Origin of the sequence: Streptomyces paradoxus, assembly GCF_014202475.1 — a bacterium.
GTDB lineage: Bacteria > Actinomycetota > Actinomycetes > Streptomycetales > Streptomycetaceae > Streptomyces > Streptomyces paradoxus.
In genome coordinates this window covers 60,990-78,090 of record NZ_JACHGV010000012.1, presented here as the reverse complement: position 1 = coordinate 78,090, position 17,101 = coordinate 60,990, and the positions used below count along the sequence as shown (strand labels likewise).

General features: G+C 70.0%; 11 protein-coding genes and 1 pseudogene. 3 read left to right on the top strand and 9 right to left on the bottom strand.

Annotated features, from left to right (window positions below; all coding sequences use genetic code 11):
- Window positions 1–200: 200 nt before the first annotated feature.
- The 3 genes from HNR57_RS31785 to HNR57_RS31775 form a co-directional block, all read right to left on the bottom strand.
- Window positions 201–1,106, bottom strand: a complete 906-nt coding sequence (locus tag HNR57_RS31785) for an ADP-ribosylglycohydrolase family protein (protein ID WP_184565513.1) — start codon at window positions 1,104–1,106, stop codon at window positions 201–203.
- A gap of 12 nt (window positions 1,107–1,118) precedes the next feature.
- Complete coding sequence (locus HNR57_RS31780; RefSeq protein ID WP_184565511.1) at window positions 1,119–1,778, bottom strand: histidine phosphatase family protein; 660 nt, start codon at window positions 1,776–1,778, stop codon at window positions 1,119–1,121.
- A gap of 219 nt (window positions 1,779–1,997) precedes the next feature.
- On the bottom strand, window positions 1,998–2,603 hold the full coding sequence (locus tag HNR57_RS31775; protein WP_184565509.1) for a YdbC family protein: 606 nt from the start codon (window positions 2,601–2,603) through the stop codon (window positions 1,998–2,000).
- A 154-nt stretch (window positions 2,604–2,757) separates the two neighbouring features.
- Between HNR57_RS31775 and HNR57_RS31770 the strand changes: the two genes are divergently transcribed.
- Window positions 2,758–3,291, top strand: coding sequence for a TerD family protein (locus HNR57_RS31770; RefSeq protein WP_184565507.1), 534 nt, complete (start codon window positions 2,758–2,760; stop codon window positions 3,289–3,291).
- Window positions 3,292–3,377: 86 nt separating this feature from the next.
- On the opposite strand, the gene HNR57_RS31765 is transcribed toward HNR57_RS31770, so the two are convergent.
- Window positions 3,378–6,269 (bottom strand): vitamin B12-dependent ribonucleotide reductase, encoded by a 2,892-nt coding sequence (locus HNR57_RS31765; RefSeq protein WP_184565505.1) that lies wholly within the window; start codon window positions 6,267–6,269, stop codon window positions 3,378–3,380.
- A 163-nt stretch (window positions 6,270–6,432) separates the two neighbouring features.
- Window positions 6,433–6,993 carry a transcriptional regulator NrdR gene (gene nrdR / locus HNR57_RS31760; RefSeq protein ID WP_184565503.1) on the bottom strand — a complete coding sequence of 187 codons (561 nt, stop codon included), beginning with the start codon at window positions 6,991–6,993 and terminating at the stop codon, window positions 6,433–6,435.
- Window positions 6,994–7,613: 620 nt separating this feature from the next.
- On the opposite strand from nrdR, the gene lexA reads away from it, so the two are divergent.
- A complete protein-coding gene (gene lexA / locus HNR57_RS31755; RefSeq protein ID WP_031108030.1) occupies window positions 7,614–8,393 on the top strand; it encodes a transcriptional repressor LexA in 780 nt (259 codons plus the stop codon).
- Window positions 8,394–8,553: 160 nt separating this feature from the next.
- On the opposite strand, the gene HNR57_RS31750 is transcribed toward lexA, so the two are convergent.
- From HNR57_RS31750 to HNR57_RS31735, 4 genes and pseudogenes are all read right to left on the bottom strand, one after another.
- Complete coding sequence (locus HNR57_RS31750) at window positions 8,554–10,521, bottom strand: ATP-dependent DNA helicase (protein ID WP_184565502.1); 1,968 nt, start codon at window positions 10,519–10,521, stop codon at window positions 8,554–8,556.
- Window positions 10,522–10,735: 214 nt separating this feature from the next.
- Complete coding sequence (locus HNR57_RS31745; RefSeq protein WP_184565500.1) at window positions 10,736–11,614, bottom strand: GNAT family N-acetyltransferase; 879 nt, start codon at window positions 11,612–11,614, stop codon at window positions 10,736–10,738.
- Window positions 11,615–11,748: 134 nt separating this feature from the next.
- Window positions 11,749–13,751: pseudogene (locus HNR57_RS31740) on the bottom strand (IucA/IucC family protein).
- A gap of 293 nt (window positions 13,752–14,044) precedes the next feature.
- Window positions 14,045–15,499 carry an aminotransferase class III-fold pyridoxal phosphate-dependent enzyme gene (locus tag HNR57_RS31735; protein WP_184565673.1) on the bottom strand — a complete coding sequence of 485 codons (1,455 nt, stop codon included), beginning with the start codon at window positions 15,497–15,499 and terminating at the stop codon, window positions 14,045–14,047.
- 346 nt (window positions 15,500–15,845) lie between these two features.
- On the opposite strand from HNR57_RS31735, the gene HNR57_RS31730 reads away from it, so the two are divergent.
- Window positions 15,846–17,069 (top strand): trypsin-like serine peptidase, encoded by a 1,224-nt coding sequence (locus HNR57_RS31730; RefSeq protein ID WP_184565498.1) that lies wholly within the window; start codon window positions 15,846–15,848, stop codon window positions 17,067–17,069.
- The last annotated feature ends 32 nt before the right edge of the window (window positions 17,070–17,101 follow it).

Genomic DNA, 17,101 nt, shown 5'->3' with positions numbered 1-17,101 from the left:
CCACCTGCCACCCCCTTCACGCTCGCTGCCTGCACGGGCTCCGACAGCTCGCGCAGCGGATGTCAGCGGTTGTCAGCGGTTGTCAGCGGTTGTCAGCGGTTGTCAGCGGTTGTCAGCGGTTGTCAGGAGAACGGGCGGCCGGTCACGGAGAGTTCCCGAGGGGCACATAGAGTTTCTGAAAAGGTGGAGAGCCCCGGTCGTCAGACCGACGTGGGCACCCAGGACGGAAGCGGTTCCGTCCGCTCGACCCACTCGGTGGGCGGTGCCCCCGCCTTACCCGCGGCGATCACGCCGCCGACGATGGCACACGTGGTGTCGACATCCCCGCCCGCCTGCGCGGTCGTCCAGAACGCCTGCTCATAGTCGCCGAGACTCCTCGCGGCCGACCAGAGGGCGAAGGGCACGGTGTCGTGGGCGGTCGTGCGCCGCCCACAGCCCAGCACGGCGGCGACCGTCCCGGGGTCGCCGTAGTCGAGCATGTCCCGGGCCCGGCGAAGTCCCGCTCCCACGGCGCTCTTGGGCACCAGGTCGATGACCCCGTCGAGGAGGGCAACAGGGCCGGGCGGTCCGTCGGGGGCGGCGGCGAACGCGGCTGCCGCGGCGACGGCCATGGCCCCGACTACGCCCTCACGGTGCTGATGGGTGGTGTACGCCGAGATCTCCGCCTGGTGCGTCGCCTGTTCCGGGTCGTCCGCGTACCAGGCGCCCAGCGGGGCGATCCGCATCGCCGCGCCGTTGCCCCAGGAGCCCTGCCCCTTGAAGAGTGCCGCGGCGAGTTCCCGCCAGTCGCCACCCTCCCGGACGAGACGCAGCAGGCGGTTGACCGCAGGGCCGTAACCCCGGTCGAAGTCGTGGTGCTCGGCGAAGGAGCGGGCCAGGGCGTCCTGGTCGATGCGGTGGTGGGCGGCCAGGACGGCGACGACCGAGCCGGCCATCTCCGTGTCGTCCGTCCACTGCCAGGTCCCGGACGGCACCTCGCGGCGCTTCAGCAGCGGGTAGTTCACCGGCACGAAGTACTGGGAGCCCAGGGCGTCCCCGACGGACAGTCCGCGCAGGCAGGCCAGGGCGCGGTCCAGGCGCACGTCGGGGGAGGAATCAGCGGTCATCGCCCTGCCACTCTATCCGGTGATCCCGTACGGCTCGGGATCTCGCCAACGATCGAACGGCCGGTCGAGGGTGTACTTGCCGTCGTCCCCCAGAACGAGCATCCGCACCTCGCCGTTCCCAGGGTTCGACAGCGACTCGAACTCCGACACCGTCCAGTGGAACCACCGCATGCAGAAGAGCCGCATGGCCAGGCCGTGGGTGACGATGAGGACGTTCGGCGGGTGGTCGGGGTCCTCGAAGCTGCGGAAGAGACTCTCCAGGAAGCCACCGACCCGGTCGTAGACGTCGGCGCCGGACTCGCCCTGGGCGAAGCGGTAGAAGAAGTGGCCGTACGCGTCCCGGTAGGCCTTCTGCAGGCGGACCTCGTCCCGGTCCTGCCAGTTGCCCCAGTCCTGCTCGCGCAGCCGGGGTTCCTCGCGCACCCGTATGTGTCCGGGGTCGAGGTGGAACGCGCGCAAGGTCTCGTGCGTACGCCGGTAGGGGGAGACGTACACGCTGACGCGCTCGTCACCGAAGAGCTCGCGCAGCTGCTCACCCGTCGCCTCGGCCTGCCGCCTACCGCGCTGGGTCAGGGCCAGGGCGTGGTCGGGCTCACGCTCGTAGACGGAGTCATCAACATTGCCCGTTGACTCGCCGTGCCGGACAAGGACGATGCGCCGTGGTCGTGCCATGCCAAGACCCTAGATCGGGTGAGGGCCGACGGAGCACTCCTGCCGCACCCATACAGCGTAGGTCACACGATTCATGCACCACAGGTCACACCGGTCGTACGTCCGTCCGACCGGAACGGCTCCGTCCGCACCCCTCGGCGGCACACCATCGCACCGTGTGCCGCGTCCAACCGGCCACCAGCCCGCACCATCCGGAGCGCACCACCCCGCGGCGCGGACTCAGACCGTCCAGCTCGACTCCATGTCGACGACGTCCCCGGTGAGCGCAGCCACGTCCGCCTCCGTCTGGGCCCTCAGGGCGAGCCGCTCCACGCGTTCGGTGCGGTACTTGCCGTGCTCGGCGGCCGAGCGCCACATCGACAGCACCAGGAACTCGTTCCCCGGTGCCTCACCGAACAGCCCTCGCACCATGCCGGGCGAGCCCGCCATCGCCGGGTTCCAGACCTTCTCCTGCATCAGCACGAAGTGCTCGGCCCGCTCCTCGTGGATGCGGCAGAGCGCCACCCGGAGCAGGTCGGCGTCGGTGAAGCGCGGTTCGAAACCGGTCTTCACGTCGAAGCGATAGTCGAAGAGCCTCACCTGGGCGTCCTTGAACGTGCCCGCCTGGGCCGACGCGAGCCGGTCGTGGGACCGCGCCATGAAGGAGTCGTAGAAGGCGCGGGTCTCCCAGAACGCGAAGATGTGCGCCACGTCCGGCCGTCCCCGGCTCCAGCCACCCCCCTGCCCGCGAAACCCCGGCTCCCCCAGAAGCCCCGCCCACTTCCGCTGCCCCCGCTCGAAACCGCGGCGGTCCACCACGGTGCAGCGAATCCACTTGACCAGCACCGCGCCATGGTAAGGCCACAGAGCGTGGCGTCGGTCACTCTCGGGTGGACCACTCCCCCACGCGCGCACCCACACGCGTGGCAGGATGGACAAACGCTCATGAGGGCCCGGCAGTTGGGTCCGACGGACGGTCGGTACGGGGAAGGGGACTCTGGTGGACGGGCTCAGCAAGGGGCTTCGCAAGGTCGAGATCGCGGTGCGGTGGGATCCCAGCCCGGCGGGACAGCCGTCCACCGACCTGGACCTGGTCGCGGCGACCTACCTGGCGGACGATCCGCACGGCGCCCCCGCGTACGTGGTGCACTTCGACAGCCGCTCGCCCGACGGCACCATCACGCTCAACCGGGACAGCAAGGACGGCCAGGGCTTCGGCTACGACGAAGTCATGACACTGGAACTCGACCGGCTCGACGTCCGGTACGCGCGCGTGGTGGTCGGTGTCGTCATCCAGCAGCGCCCGGCGGAGCGCACCTTCGTCAGTGTGAGCAACCCCGGATTGCGTATCCGCGAGGGGTACACCGTCCTCACGGAGGACGACTTCGGGGGTGTCCTCGGGGCGACGGCGGCGACGGTCGCGGAGTTCACCCGGGAAGGTTCCGGCCCGTGGGACTTCCGCTCCGGCCTGCGTGGTTTCGAGGGCGATCCCGTGGACTTCATCAGCACGATGGGTGCGGCCCAGCGACCCTGAGCTCGCCACCGACGAGGCAGGCAGCAAACGACAGGGGCACCGCCCGCGGGCGGTGCCCCTGTCGTCATCGGCTCAGGTGTTCGTCGTCAGCTGCAGCCGCTGGTCGAGCCGCAGCCCTCGCAGATGTAGCAGGAACCGGCGCGCTGCATCTTCGTCCCGCAGGAGAAGCACAGCGGGGCGTCGGCCTGGATACCCAGCTGCATCTCCACCAGTTCGGCACTGGTATGGGCCTGCTGCGGGGCGGGCTTGGCCGCTTCCTCGGTCCTCGGAGCGGTGACGGCCTTCAGCTCCTGGGCGCGCGGCGCCGACTGGGCCAGGCCCTCGACGTCGACCTCGTCCTCGGACGGCTCGTACGACCCGGTCTCCAGGTGACGCTGACGCTCCTCGGCGGAGTGGATGCCGAGCGCGGAGCGCGTCTCGAAGGGCAGGAAGTCCAGCGCCAGGCGGCGGAAGATGTAGTCGACGATCGACTGCGCCATCCGCACGTCCGGGTCGTCCGTCATACCGGCCGGCTCGAAGCGCATGTTGGTGAACTTCGAGACGTACGTCTCCAGCGGCACGCCGTACTGGAGGCCGACGGAGACCGCGATGGAGAAGGCGTCCATCATGCCCGCGAGGGTCGAGCCCTGCTTGGACATCTTGAGGAAGACCTCACCGAGACCGTCGTCCGGGTAGGAGTTGGCCGTCATGTAGCCCTCGGCACCGCCGACGGTGAAGGACGTGGTGATGCCGGGACGTCCCTTCGGCAGGCGCTTGCGGACCGGGCGGTACTCGACGACCTTCTCGACCGCGGTTCGGATCGTCTCCTCGGCCTTCTCGGTGATCTCCGTCTTCTCCTTCTCCTTGGTCTTTGCGGAGAGGGGCTGGCCGACCTTGCAGTTGTCGCGGTAGATCGCGAGCGCCTTGACGCCGAGCTTCCAGGCCTCGAAGTAGATCTCCTCGACCTCCTCGACGGTCGCCGACTCCGGCATGTTGACCGTCTTGGAGATGGCACCGGAGATCCACGGCTGGATCGCGGCCATCATGCGGACGTGGCCCATCGGGGAGATGGCCCGCTCGCCCATGGCGCAGTCGAACACCTCGTAGTGCTCGGGCTTGAGGCCCGGGGCGTCGATCACGTTGCCGTTCTCGGCGATGTGGGCGACGATCGCCTCGATCTGCTCTTCCAGGTAGCCCAGGCGGCGCAGGGCCTGCGGGACGGTGCCGTTGACGATCTGCATCGAGCCGCCGCCGACCAGCTTCTTGAACTTGACCAGCGCGAGGTCGGGCTCGACACCGGTGGTGTCGCAGGACATCGCCAGGCCGATGGTGCCGGTCGGGGCGAGCACGGATGCCTGGGAGTTACGGAAACCGTTCTTCTCGCCGATGCGGAGCACGTCGCCCCAGGCCTCGCTGGCGGCGGCCCACACCGGGGTGTCCAGGTCGTCCATGCGGACGGCCTTGTCGTTGGCGTCCGAGTGCTGCTTCATGACGCGCTTGTGGGCGTCGGCGTTGCGGGCGTAGCCGTCGTACGGGCCGACGACCGAGGCGAGTTCGGCGGAGCGCCGGTACGCCGTGCCCGTCATCAGGGAGGTGATGGCGCCGGCGAGGGCGCGGCCGCCGTCGGAGTCGTAGGCGTGGCCGGTGGCCATCAGCAGGGCGCCGAGGTTGGCGTAGCCGATGCCGAGCTGGCGGAACGCGCGCGTGTTCTCGCCGATCTTCTGCGTCGGGAAGTCCGCGAAGCAGATGGAGATGTCCATCGCGGTGATGACCAGCTCGACGACCTTCTGGAAGCGCTCGGCCTCGAAGGACTGGTTGCCCTTGCCGTCGTCCTTCAGGAACTTCATCAGGTTCAGCGAGGCCAGGTTGCAGGACGTGTTGTCCAGGTGCATGTACTCGCTGCACGGGTTCGACGCGGTGATCCGGCCGGACTCGGGGCAGGTGTGCCAGTTGTTGATGACGCCGTCGTACTGGATGCCGGGGTCGGCGCAGGCCCATGCGGCCTCGGCGATCCGGCGGAAGAGCGCCTTGGCGTCGACCTCCTCGATCACCTCGCCCGTCATCCGCCCGCGCAGGCCGAACTTGCCGCCCTGCTCGACGGCCTGCATGAACTCGTCGTTCACCCGGACCGAGTTGTTGGCGTTCTGGTACTGGACGGACGTGATGTCGTCGCCGCCCAGGTCCATGTCGTAGCCGGCGTCGCGCAGGACGCGGATCTTCTCTTCTTCCTTGACCTTGGTCTCGATGAAGTCCTCGATGTCCGGGTGGTCCACATCGAGGACGACCATCTTGGCGGCGCGGCGGGTGGCGCCACCGGACTTGATCGTTCCTGCGGAGGCGTCGGCACCGCGCATGAAGGAGACCGGGCCGGAGGCGTTGCCGCCGGAGGACAGCAGTTCCTTGGAGGAGCGGATCCGGGAGAGGTTCAGGCCGGCGCCGGAGCCGCCCTTGAAGATCATGCCCTCTTCCTTGTACCAGTCGAGGATCGACTCCATGGAGTCGTCGACGGACAGGATGAAGCAGGCGGAGACCTGCTGGGGCTGCGGCGTACCCACGTTGAACCACACGGGGCTGTTGAAGCTGAAGATCTGGTGCAGGAGGGCGTAGGCCAGCTCGTGCTCGAAGATCTCGGCGTCGGCGGGCGAGGCGAAGTACTTGTGGTCCTCGCCGGCCTTCCGGTACGTCTTCACGATGCGGTCGATCAGCTGCTTGAGGCTGGTCTCGCGCTGCGGGGTGCCCACGGCACCGCGGAAGTACTTGCTGGTGACGATGTTGACCGCGTTCAACGACCAGAAGTCGGGGAACTCGACGCCGCGCTGCTCGAAGTTGACCGAGCCGTCGCGCCAGTTGGTCATGACGACGTCACGACGCTCCCAGGCCACCTCGTCATAGGGGTGGACCCCGGGGGTGGTGTGGATGCGCTCGACACGCAGGCCCTTGCTCGCCTTGGGGCTCTTGGCGCGGGAACTCCGTGCCGGACCGCTCGCCGTCTCTGTCATGCCGCCTCCCTGTACGGGCGAAAACGCCCTGAAGTGCCCCGTTGTTCCCGTGGCACGGTGTTCTGTCTGGTGCTGCGGGCACCCACTCACATCGCCCGCAACTGGTCTTTCATCGCCGCCGCCCGGCCGGGCCCGGAGCTGCCTTCCGGGTCCGGCCCACCGGTCAGTCGGCGGCGCCTGCGGGCTCGGGGACCTGTTCCGCCCCTCCGTGCCCGCGGTTGTCTTCCTGGCTCCCCGCAGCCGCGTCCTCGCGGTCTCCGTCGTCCGTGCCGGGATCTCCCGGCCGCGCCCTGAGTTCCTCGATGGCCGCCTCGAAGTCGTCCAGCGAGTCGAAGGCCCGGTAGACGGAGGCGAAGCGCAGGTAGGCGACGAGGTCGAGCTCCTGCAACGGGCCGAGTATGGCCAGCCCCACGTCGTGGGTGGTCAGCTCGGCGCTTCCGGTCGCTCGCACCGCCTCCTCGACCCGCTGGCCGAGCTGGGCCAGCGCGTCCTCGGTGACGGGCCGTCCTTGGCACGCCTTGCGCACACCATTGATGATCTTCGTACGGCTGAAGGGCTCGGTTACTCCGGACCGCTTCACCACCATGAGCGAACACGTCTCCACGGTCGTGAAACGACGGGAGCAGTCAGGGCACTGGCGGCGCCTGCGGATCGACGTGCCGTCGTCGGTCGTACGGCTGTCGACGACACGACTGTCGGGGTGCCTGCAGAAGGGGCAGTGCATGAACTCCCAACCCTCCTCACAGCAGACTCAATAGCCTCGCCGGACCTCTTGCGCCCCACGAAGCAGTCCCAAGCATAGGCGATGACCATGAGCCTCGAGACCCGGGGGACCACAACTTCTGGGCTGCTGCCGCAATCCAACCACTAGATGTGGGGATTGGCTCATACATCCAGGCCGTTTCCCGCGTGTCGCGCGCATAGGTGCAGGTGACCTGCGGCGGCCCGAGCCGCACCACCCCGCGCACCTCCGGAGGACCGCCACCGACGGCTCCGTCCGGGACGCGGCCGCATCCGTTCCCGCACAGCCGTATCGCCACGGCACATGCGGAGATACCGTGGGCGCCGCGAGGAGGGGACGTGGGACTCCCGCACAGATGAGGGCTGGTCCCGGGGCAGGGGAATGCCGGATGGCAGACTGGGGCACCAGTCCACGAGTGATCACCCCGGCGGTGAAGAGTACAGCAATGGGCCCTTTTGCCCGCCAGGTGGCACGGCCGCTAATACACCCGGTCACATGATCGCGTCCGGCGATTCGCGATTTTTCACTCGAACGTGTGTTTGGCGCAACCTTTCGAAAGCAACTACCGTTGTCCTGCAGGGAGACCATCGAGAGGGGCCGACGTGACCACCACCGCAGACAGTGCCGCCATCGCTGCCCAGGACCGCTCCCAGGGCCGACTGGAGCCGGTGCATGCGATGAACGAAGCCACGAACCCTGAGGGGCACAAGCGCTCCCTGCCGGGCCGACCTCCGGGCATCCGGGCGGACAGCTCCGGACTCACCGACCGCCAGCGCCGCGTGATCGAGGTCATCAGGGACTCCGTGCAGCGACGGGGCTACCCGCCGTCGATGCGCGAGATCGGTCAGGCCGTCGGCCTCTCCAGCACCTCCTCCGTGGCACACCAGCTGATGGCCCTGGAACGCAAGGGCTTCCTGCGCCGTGACCCGCACCGCCCGCGCGCCTACGAGGTGCGCGGTTCCGACCAGGCCGCCTCGGTCCAGCCCACGGACACAGCGGGCAAGCCGGCCGCGTCGTACGTCCCGCTGGTCGGCCGGATCGCCGCAGGTGGCCCGATCCTGGCCGAGGAGTCCGTCGAGGACGTCTTCCCCCTCCCCCGCCAGCTCGTCGGCGACGGTGAGCTGTTCGTCCTGAAGGTCGTGGGTGACTCGATGATCGAGGCCGCGATCTGCGACGGCGACTGGGTCACGGTGCGCCGTCAGCCGGTCGCGGAGAACGGCGACATCGTCGCCGCGATGCTCGACGGCGAAGCCACCGTCAAGCGCTTCAAGCGCGAGGACGGCCATGTCTGGCTCCTGCCGCACAACGCGGCCTACGAGCCGATCCCTGGCGACGACGCGACCATCCTCGGCAAGGTGGTGGCCGTACTGCGGCGCGTCTGACACAGCGCACCGCGTCGGGTGGGCCCAGCAGGCCCGCCCTCTGACCGGGCCCCGGGACCTCTGCGCCGGTTCCGGGGCCCTGCGCTGTCCAAGACCGGTTGTCGGGACACGCGTGAGTTGTGCGGGTGGACCGTCGGTCCACCCCCACAACTCACGCGTCTTAGGTCTGCTGGGCAGCCGCGTCGATCGCCGCCAGCGACTTCCGAACCTGGTTACGGTCCGTCGTGAACCAGAAATCGGGCAGTGACGCCTTCAGGTAACTCCCGTACCGTGCCGTCGCCAGACGCTGGTCCAGGACGGCGACCACCCCGCGGTCACCAGAAGCCCGCACGAGACGGCCGGCGCCCTGGGCCATGAGGAGTGCCGCATGGGTGGCGGCGACCGCCATGAAGCCGTTACCGCCCGCGTCCTCCACGGCCTTCTGGCGGGCACTCATCAAAGGGTCGTCAGGGCGCGGGAACGGAATCTTGTCCATGACGACCAGCTGGCAGCTGGGCCCCGGAACATCCACGCCCTGCCAGAGCGACAGCGTGCCGAAGAGGCAGGTCTTGGGGTCGGCCGCGAAGTTCTTGATCAGCTCCCCGAGTGTCTCCTCACCCTGCAGGAGGATCGGAAACTCGGGGATCCTGGAACGCAGCTCCTCGGCAGCCAGCTGGGCGCCCCGCATCGAGGAGAACAGGCCCAGGGTGCGGCCGCCTGCCGCCTGGATCAGCTCCGTGAGCTCGTCGAGCATGTCCGCGCGATCGCCGTCCCGCGCAGGACGGGCCAGGTGCTTGGCGACGTACAGGATGCCCTGCTTGCGGTAGTCGAAGGGCGAGCCGACGTCGATGCCCTTCCACTGCGGAACGTCGTCGCCCTCGGTGCCCTCGGGGGCGAGGCCCAGGGAGGCGCCCACGCCGTTGAAGTCGCCGCCCAGCTTCAGCGTCGCCGACGTCAGGATCACGGAGCGATCCGCGAAGAGCTTCTCCCGCAGCAGTCCGGAGACGGACATGGGGGCGACGCGCAGGGAGGCACCGAAACGGTCGTGGCGCTCGTACCAGACCACGTCCCACTCGGAGCCGTTCGTGATGCGCTCCGCCACGTCGTGCACGTTCTCCACGGAGGCGAGGGCCTGCTTGCGGACGGCGTCCTCGTCCTGGACGGACTTGTCGCGGGTCGCGCCGATTCCGGAGATGACCGTGCGGCACGCGTCGCGCAGCGCCATGAGGGCGTAGCCGAGGTCCTCGGGAATCTCCTCCAGACGGCCCGGGAGCGCCAGCTCCATCAGCCGCTCGAAACCCTCGGCGGCGGTCTGCAGCTGGTCGGCGGCCTTCTCGTTGACGAGTTTCGCGGCACGGCGCACCGCTCGGTTGACCTGGCCGGGGGTGAGCTCGCCGGTGGCGACTCCGGTGACCCGGGAGACCAGCTCGTGAGCCTCGTCGACGATCAGCACCTCGTGCTGCGGGAGGACCGGGGCGCCTTCGATGGCGTCGATCGCGAGCAGCGCGTGGTTGGTGACGACGACCTCGGCGAGCTTGGCACGCTCGCGGGCCATCTCGGCGAAGCACTCGGCGCCGTACGCGCACTTCGAGGCGCCCAGGCACTCCCTGGACGACACCGACACCTGCGCCCAGGCCCGGTCCGAGATGCCGGGCGTGAGGTCGTCACGGTCGCCGGTCTCGGTCTCGTCGGCCCAGTCGCGCACCCGCAGCAGGTCCTGGCCCAGCTTGCTGGTGGGCGCGGCGGCTTCGAACTGGTCGAAGAGACCCTCCTCCTCGTCCTGAGGGACCCCTTCATGCAGCCGGTGCAGGCAGAGGTAGTTCGACCGGCCCTTGAGCATCGCGAATTCCGGACGGCGGCGCAGCAGGGGATGCAGCGACTCGACCGTTCTCGGCAGGTCGCGCTCCACCAGCTGACGCTGCAGGGCCAGGGTGGCGGTCGCGACGACGACCCGCTCCCCGTGCGCCAGCGCGGGCACCAGATAACCCAGCGACTTGCCGGTACCGGTGCCGGCCTGGACCAGCAGGTGGGAGCCGTCGTCGATCGCTTCCGCGACGGCTTCGGCCATGGCCACCTGACCGGGGCGCTCCGTACCGCCGACGGCAGTGACGGCAGCATGCAGGAGTTCGGGGAGTGAGGGCTTCGTCATAGCGCGACCACCCTACGACCCTGCACTGACAAACGGGTGATCAAGGCGTGGGCGGGGGACGGGATCAAGACCGTGGACTCCTGGGGATGAGGGGGTAGGTGGGTGGCCGGATGCGGGGCGGGGTCGTGGCAAAGGTTCTCGAAGATTTGCGCGGCAGACGGGAACTGGCATGGCGCGGGCCGCGTTCAATGAGTGATGGTGCGATGACACAGCGCTACATACGGAGCCGGAGGGACCGGTCTCGGACCATGAGGGCGGCCCGCTTCTCGGGCAGGTCGACCTCTGCGGAGAACCGGAAGCCGGCGGTCAGGAAAGCGGCGATGGAGGGGGTGTTGCGAATGTCGGGTTCCGCGATGACGCGTGCGCAGGAGGGTCGCTCGGTAAGAACGAGATCGGCCACGGCCCGGAGCAGCAGACCGCCGAGGCCACGTCTCCGGTCTGCTACCGCACCGATGAGGAGATGGATCCCCGTGTCGTGGGGCCTGGCCGGGTAATGGCGGGCCAGCGGGTCGAGATCCGCGCGGTAGATCTCCCAGTAGCTCATCGGTGTTCCGTCCAGTACGCCGACGCACGGAACGCTGCGCCCGTCGCCGGCGAGCTGGGTCCGCAGGTGGTCCTCGGTCACCTCCTGCGCTCCTGACAGCTCCCAGAACGCCGCGGCTGCGGGGTCGTTCATCCAACGGCTGATGAGCGGAAGATCTCGCTCGATCCGCGCGGGGACGAGGTGGAACACCCCTGAGGGCGTATCTGCCGGGCCCCATTCGGCGACGCGGTCGAGGAGGTCGTCGGGGAGATCATCGTGGCAGGGGGCGGCAGAGGATCGGGGCGCGGCGCCCGGCGTGGCGACGGGGACGGAAGGTTGCGCCGCGACCTGGTCTCGCCTGCGGACTCCTCGCAAACCGTCGCCTGCCTCAACCGCCGTAACCGGGTCAACCGCGACGAGTTCGTCCGGGAGCCGCAGGTCCGTGGTGTCATCGCTGTGCCCGCCCGCCCGGGGCGGATGCTCACCGGACACCGCGCCGGGAGCCGATCCCGATCCGATGCCGGCACCGGAGACGGCACGGGACCGGGTACCGGAGCCCGCATCGGACATGACGGGGACCGGTGATACCGGTCGCCGAGATCGGGTCGGAGGAAGGCACCAAACGCTCCTCTCGGAAGGGGGTGGGGCATGTCCTCAGGGATGAGAGAAAGAAGGTCAGTCCTGGTCGGCGTCGATGGCGGTGGTCAGCAGTGCAGGGGGTTGGCGATGGTGACGTAGACGGACTGGCTGTCTACCGGCCCGACGAGTTCGTCGAGACCGTGCAGCCGGGTCAGCAGGTTCGCTTTGCAGCGCAGGACGGGTGAGTCGAGCAGCCGGGCGGGCAGCGAGGTGCGCAGTCGGGCCGGTCCCGAGGCCGCGTGTCCGAGGAAGCGGCGGAAGGCGGCGAGCAGCAGCCGCTCGTCGGCCAGGCCCTGGGAGCCGAACGCGCCGATGAGGCCGAACACGTTGTTGACCGCGAGGTAGTACACGAGTCGCTCGTCGGTGACCTCGTCGCCTACGAACGTGTCGCTCCGCTCTCCGATCCCGGGCAGCCGGGTGTCGAGCTCCGCGCGCCGGGACTCGCGGAAGTAGTAGCCCTGGTTGTCACGGTAGCGGCCTCCCGTGGGCCAGCCGTCTGCGTCCAGCAGAAGCAGGGTGTTCTGCTGGTGTGCCTCCAGGGCGATACCGGCCTCGCCGTCCAGCCAGAGGACTGGGCGCACCACATGCGCGAGGTAACGCAGGAACCACTCGGCGGCGACGGCTCCGCGGGGACGGCCGGTGCGCCGGGCAAGACGCGTGACTACCTCGGCCAGCCGGGACCGCAGAGCCGGGTCGTGCTCGGCCGGGTGCCCTGGCGGGTCCTCCGGCGCGGTCGACGAGTACGGACGCGGCGAGACGAGGCCGGCGACACAGGAGACATCGTCCGAGGGGCCGAACGGGTTGTGGCGGATCACCACATCCAGTCCGGGCACCGGGGCACCGTCGGGTGTGTCGACGGCGAGCCAGGCCGGGTCCCGGACGATGTCGAAGTCCGGGTACACGGCCCGCCACTGCTGTGCGAGGCCGCTGCGGAGCAGGCGGTGAACCTCGACGCCTCGATGGAGTTCCTTGCGGAGGTTCTCGCGGCGGGAGTTGGTGATGCGCAGGCCCAGGGAGAGCTTGAGCATCGCGGGGGCATGGGTGCGGTAGACGGTTCGTACGGAGGAGGTGGGGTGCCAGTGAGGGCCGCTGGTGCCGAGGTCACGGAGGAGTCCGCCGTCCAGCAGCGCAGCGGTCTCCGGGCGGTGCCGGATCTCGTGTGCCTGCCAGGGGTGCAGGGGCAGCAGGGCGTATCCGTCAGGCAGCGCCGGTGCGGGGCCGGCGAGGCGGGCGGTGAGCCGGGGGGCCGCGACGGGGCGGCCGCGTTCGGTCCAGGAGGAGTCGGTGGCGAGGACGGAGGGAGCGACAGCCATCCAGTGCAGAGGGAAGGAGCCGCGCGACTCGGGCGAGTACAGCGGTGCTTGGAGCTCGGAGAGACCCTCGCGGCTCTTCGGAGTCGGGTGCAGGGGGTGTCCGAGGACGAGTGCCTGCTCCGCGGAGAGGAAGAGGTCGGGGCCGTCGGCCGGCCGTTCCCGGCGGGCGGCGATGAAGCCGGCGACACGTCGGAGGGAGTCGGCAACGCCCGCGACGAGCTCGGAGCTGCCGCTCAAGCCGGCGGTGCCGGAGCTGGGGGCGGTCGTGGGGAAGGAGTCGTGTACGCGGTCGTCGCCGGAGGCGGCTGCGGACATCTCCCTGGTGAGCAGGACGGCGATCGTGAGGGCGTGGCCGGTGGGGCGCAGTCGGGAGCGCCGGCCAGACGAGGAGGGCCGAAGCGGTGCCAGCCCGTCGGGGACCAGTAGCGGACCGGGGCGGACAGGGCCGTGCCGCTGGCGGGCAGGGGGATGCGCAGGAGGCCGTCGGCCGGGGCGGATTGGTTGGTCTCGCGTACCCAGCAGCGGAGCAGGTTCTCCACGGCGGCGGCTTGGGCGACGGTGTGCGGGTCGGGATGCGTCAGGGGGTCAGGGCCGTGGCCCTCGCTCATCCCCTGGGCAGGTTTCGCCATCGGCCGCTGATGAGGGACCCGCTGGTTCGGTGACATCCCCGATGGCCGGGCGCCGACGGAGTCGTGTCCAGGCGTCGGGGTGTGTGCGTTCGGGGTGTGTGCGTCGGGGTGGGGGGTGGTGTTCACGGCGGGTACCTCATGGGGTGGTCCGGATCATGCGGGTGAGGACTGTGGGGGCCGAGGAGCTTCACTCGGCGTACTGCGCGGTACGAGGGCTGTGATCGTGCGGGCTGCGGCCGCATGGGCCCATGACGCGCTGAGCGACTGGCAGACAGACCCCTGGCAAACGGCCGGCTCGCGTACAGCAGGCCGGCGGGCAGGGGGCTGGCAGGCGGACGCAGGGCGGGCAGGCGCCTGAGGGAAGACACCCCGCAGGAGGGCACCGCGCGGACTCCGGTGCCACAGCAGCTCACCACGGCTCAGGGTGCGGCTGCCGGGCCACCCCCACGGCATCGGGCCGCTGCCAGGACCGCGTCGGCCAGGCGGTCCAGTACGGCGGAGGCTTGTTCATCGGTGAGGATCAGGGGCGGCAGCAGTTGCACGACGCTGGCGTGACGGCCGCCGAGTCCGACGATGAGTCCGCGCCGCAGGCACTCCTGCTGGACCGCGGCGGCCAGTTCGGGGGCGGCGGGCAGGGGGTGGCGTCCGCTGCGCGGCATCATCGATGCCTCCACACCGCCTTCCGCAGCTACAGGGGCGCCCGAAAGACCGGCGTCCCCCTCCGCTTCCGGGTCCACCAGCTCGACCCCGATCATCAGCCCCCTCCCCCGCACATCCCCCACGCACGCGAACTCCGAGGCGAGAGTCCGCAATTGACCCAGCATGCGCTCCCCCAGTGTCGCCGCCCGGTCGGCGAGGGCGTGCTCGCGGACGTGGGCGAGGGTCGCCGTGCCGGCGGCCATGGCGAGCTGGTTGCCGGGGAAGGTGCCGACGGGGGCGCCGGCTTCTCCGATGTCGAGGTCGTCGCGATAGACCACGACGGCCAGGGGCAGGCTGCCGCCGATGGCCTTGGAGAGCACCATCACGTCGGGGGCCACGCCGCTGTGCTCCACCGCCCAGAAAGCGCCGGTACGGCCCACGCCGGTCTGGATCTCGTCGACGATCAGCGGGATGGACCGGTCGGCGGTGAGCTGTCGCATGCGCCGCAGCCAGGTGTGCGGTGCGGGGATCACACCGCCCTCACTCTGCACGGGCTCGACGATCATCCCGGCGGGCAGCGGCACCCGGGGCCCGGGGTCGTCGAGGAGGGACTCGGTCCAGCGGGCGGCGAGGTCGGCGCCGTGCTCGCCCCCGACACCGAAGGGACAGCGGTAGTCCTGCGGGTAGGGCAGACGGGCGACCCGCGTGTCCGGGGTGTCCGCGGAGGTTCCGTCGAGGGTTCTGCCAGTAGTCCCGAGGCCGGAGCCGGTGAACGCCAGGAGGCCGCTCCGGCCGGTCGCCGCGCGTACCAGCGCATAGGCGGTCCCGACGGCTTCGCTCCCGGCCGGTCCGCAGAACCGCACGCGTGCCCGCTCGGCGAGGCCCGACGGCAGGGTGCGATACAGCTCGGTGAGGAAGGCGTCCTTCGCGGGTGTCGCCAGATCGAGGGCGTTCAGGGGCGCGCCGGAGTCGAGGGCCTTGCGGACGGCCTCCAGGACGACCGGGTGGTTGTGGCCGAGGGCGAGGGTGCCGGCGCCGGAGAGGCAGTCCAGGTAACGGCGGCCGTCCGCACCCTCGATGGTCAGTCCCCGGGCCCGCACCGGAACGATCGGCAGGGCTCGGGCGTAGGTCCGGGCGGCAGGTTCACGCGCGGCCTGGCGGCGCAGGATCGACTCGTGCCCGGTGCGCGGAGTGGGGGCGGTGGTGCCAACGGCCTCGCCGGGAGGGGGTTTCACCTGCGTACGCCCCACAGCGGCCTCCTCTGACGAACAACCCCCATGGGTGCTTTCCGCCACGACTTCCCTGACCTCCCACTGGGCACGGGCACAAAGGACCGCGCACAGACAGCAGGCCCCCCTCCGCTACCAACCCCGGATCACTCACCTGGTTACGGGTTGCCTCAAGATCCTTTCCGTAACGGAACTGTTGCGGACCCGTCGGGTCACTCCCACAGCCACCGCATAGTGTGTGGTGCCGTTCCCGGACACCGTGCGGTCGTCCCGAACGTCCCGCGCGACAGCGGGAATCGGGGCCGAAGCGCCGGCTCGTCCACGTTCGTTCCGTATCAGGGGGAGTCAGATCATGCGATCCACACGGCCGTCGTCCCATGCCGTCCGAGGGGGGAGGGCCGGCCGCAGGAACTCCCCCGTGCTGGCCGCCGTGGCCCTCGCCTCGGCGCTCGCGCTGACCGCCACCGCCTGCGAGTCGGGCGACGCCGCGGCGGGCGGTGAGGCCTCCGCGTCCGCCACCGCCTCCGACGACGGCAAGCTCAGGATCCCGGACGACATCAGGGACCGGCTCCGCGAGCACGGGATCGATGTGGACAAGTGGAAGAACGGCGCCTGGAAGAACTGGGACCGGGACGACTGGCTGCGCGAGGCCAACGAGTACATCAACCCGATCATCGAGGGCCTCTGGAACCCGGACCGCATGCGGGAGGCCGAGGAACCCGACCAGGGCGTCGACGACAGCGACCTCTCCGGTGACCAGGGTGTGACCGACCCGACGCCCGAGCCGGTCGAGGCGCAGGCCGTGCCGCCGTCGTACCACGCCAACGCCCCGACGGCCGGGAAGGTGTTCTTCGACTCCCCCAAGGGCTCGGCGGTCTGCTCGGCGACCGTCGTGAAGGACCCGGCGCACCCGGGCAAGTCCAACCTGGTGTGGACGGCGGGCCACTGCGTGCACGCGGGCAAGAAGGGCGGCTGGTACCGCAACATCGCGTTCGTGCCGTCGTACAACGACGACGGCAGGCCGGTGGAGGAGCTGGAGAACGCCACCCGTGAGGACGTCGCTCCCTACGGTGTCTGGTGGGGCGACTGGGCGCAGACCTCGGACCAGTGGATCGAGCAGGGCGGTTCCACGGGCGGCGACGGCGCAGCGTACGACTTCGCGGTCATCCATGTGACGCCGGAGAAGGGCAGCGGCGGCAAGTCGCTGGAGGAGATGGTCGGTTCGGCGCTGCCGGTCGACTTCAAGGCGCCCGCGGTGCCGCAGGTGAAGAGCATCACGGCGATCGGCTACCCGGCCGCGCCGCCCTACGACGGGCAGCAGCTGTACCGGTGCGAGGACCGGCCCGGGCGGCTGTCGGTCACCGCGTCGGATCCGACGATGTACCGCATCGGCTGCACCATGACCGGCGGTTCGTCGGGCGGCGGCTGGGTCGCGACGGGCTCGGACGGCAAGCCGGCGCTGGTGTCCAACACCTCGATCGGCCCGGTGACGTCGGGCTGGCTGGCCGGACCGCGCCTGGGCGGTGTGGCCAAGGGCGTGTACGACTCGGTCAGCAAGAAGTTCGCCGGCCGGTGACAGCCGGCTGAACGGCGCCGCCGGTGGGGCGG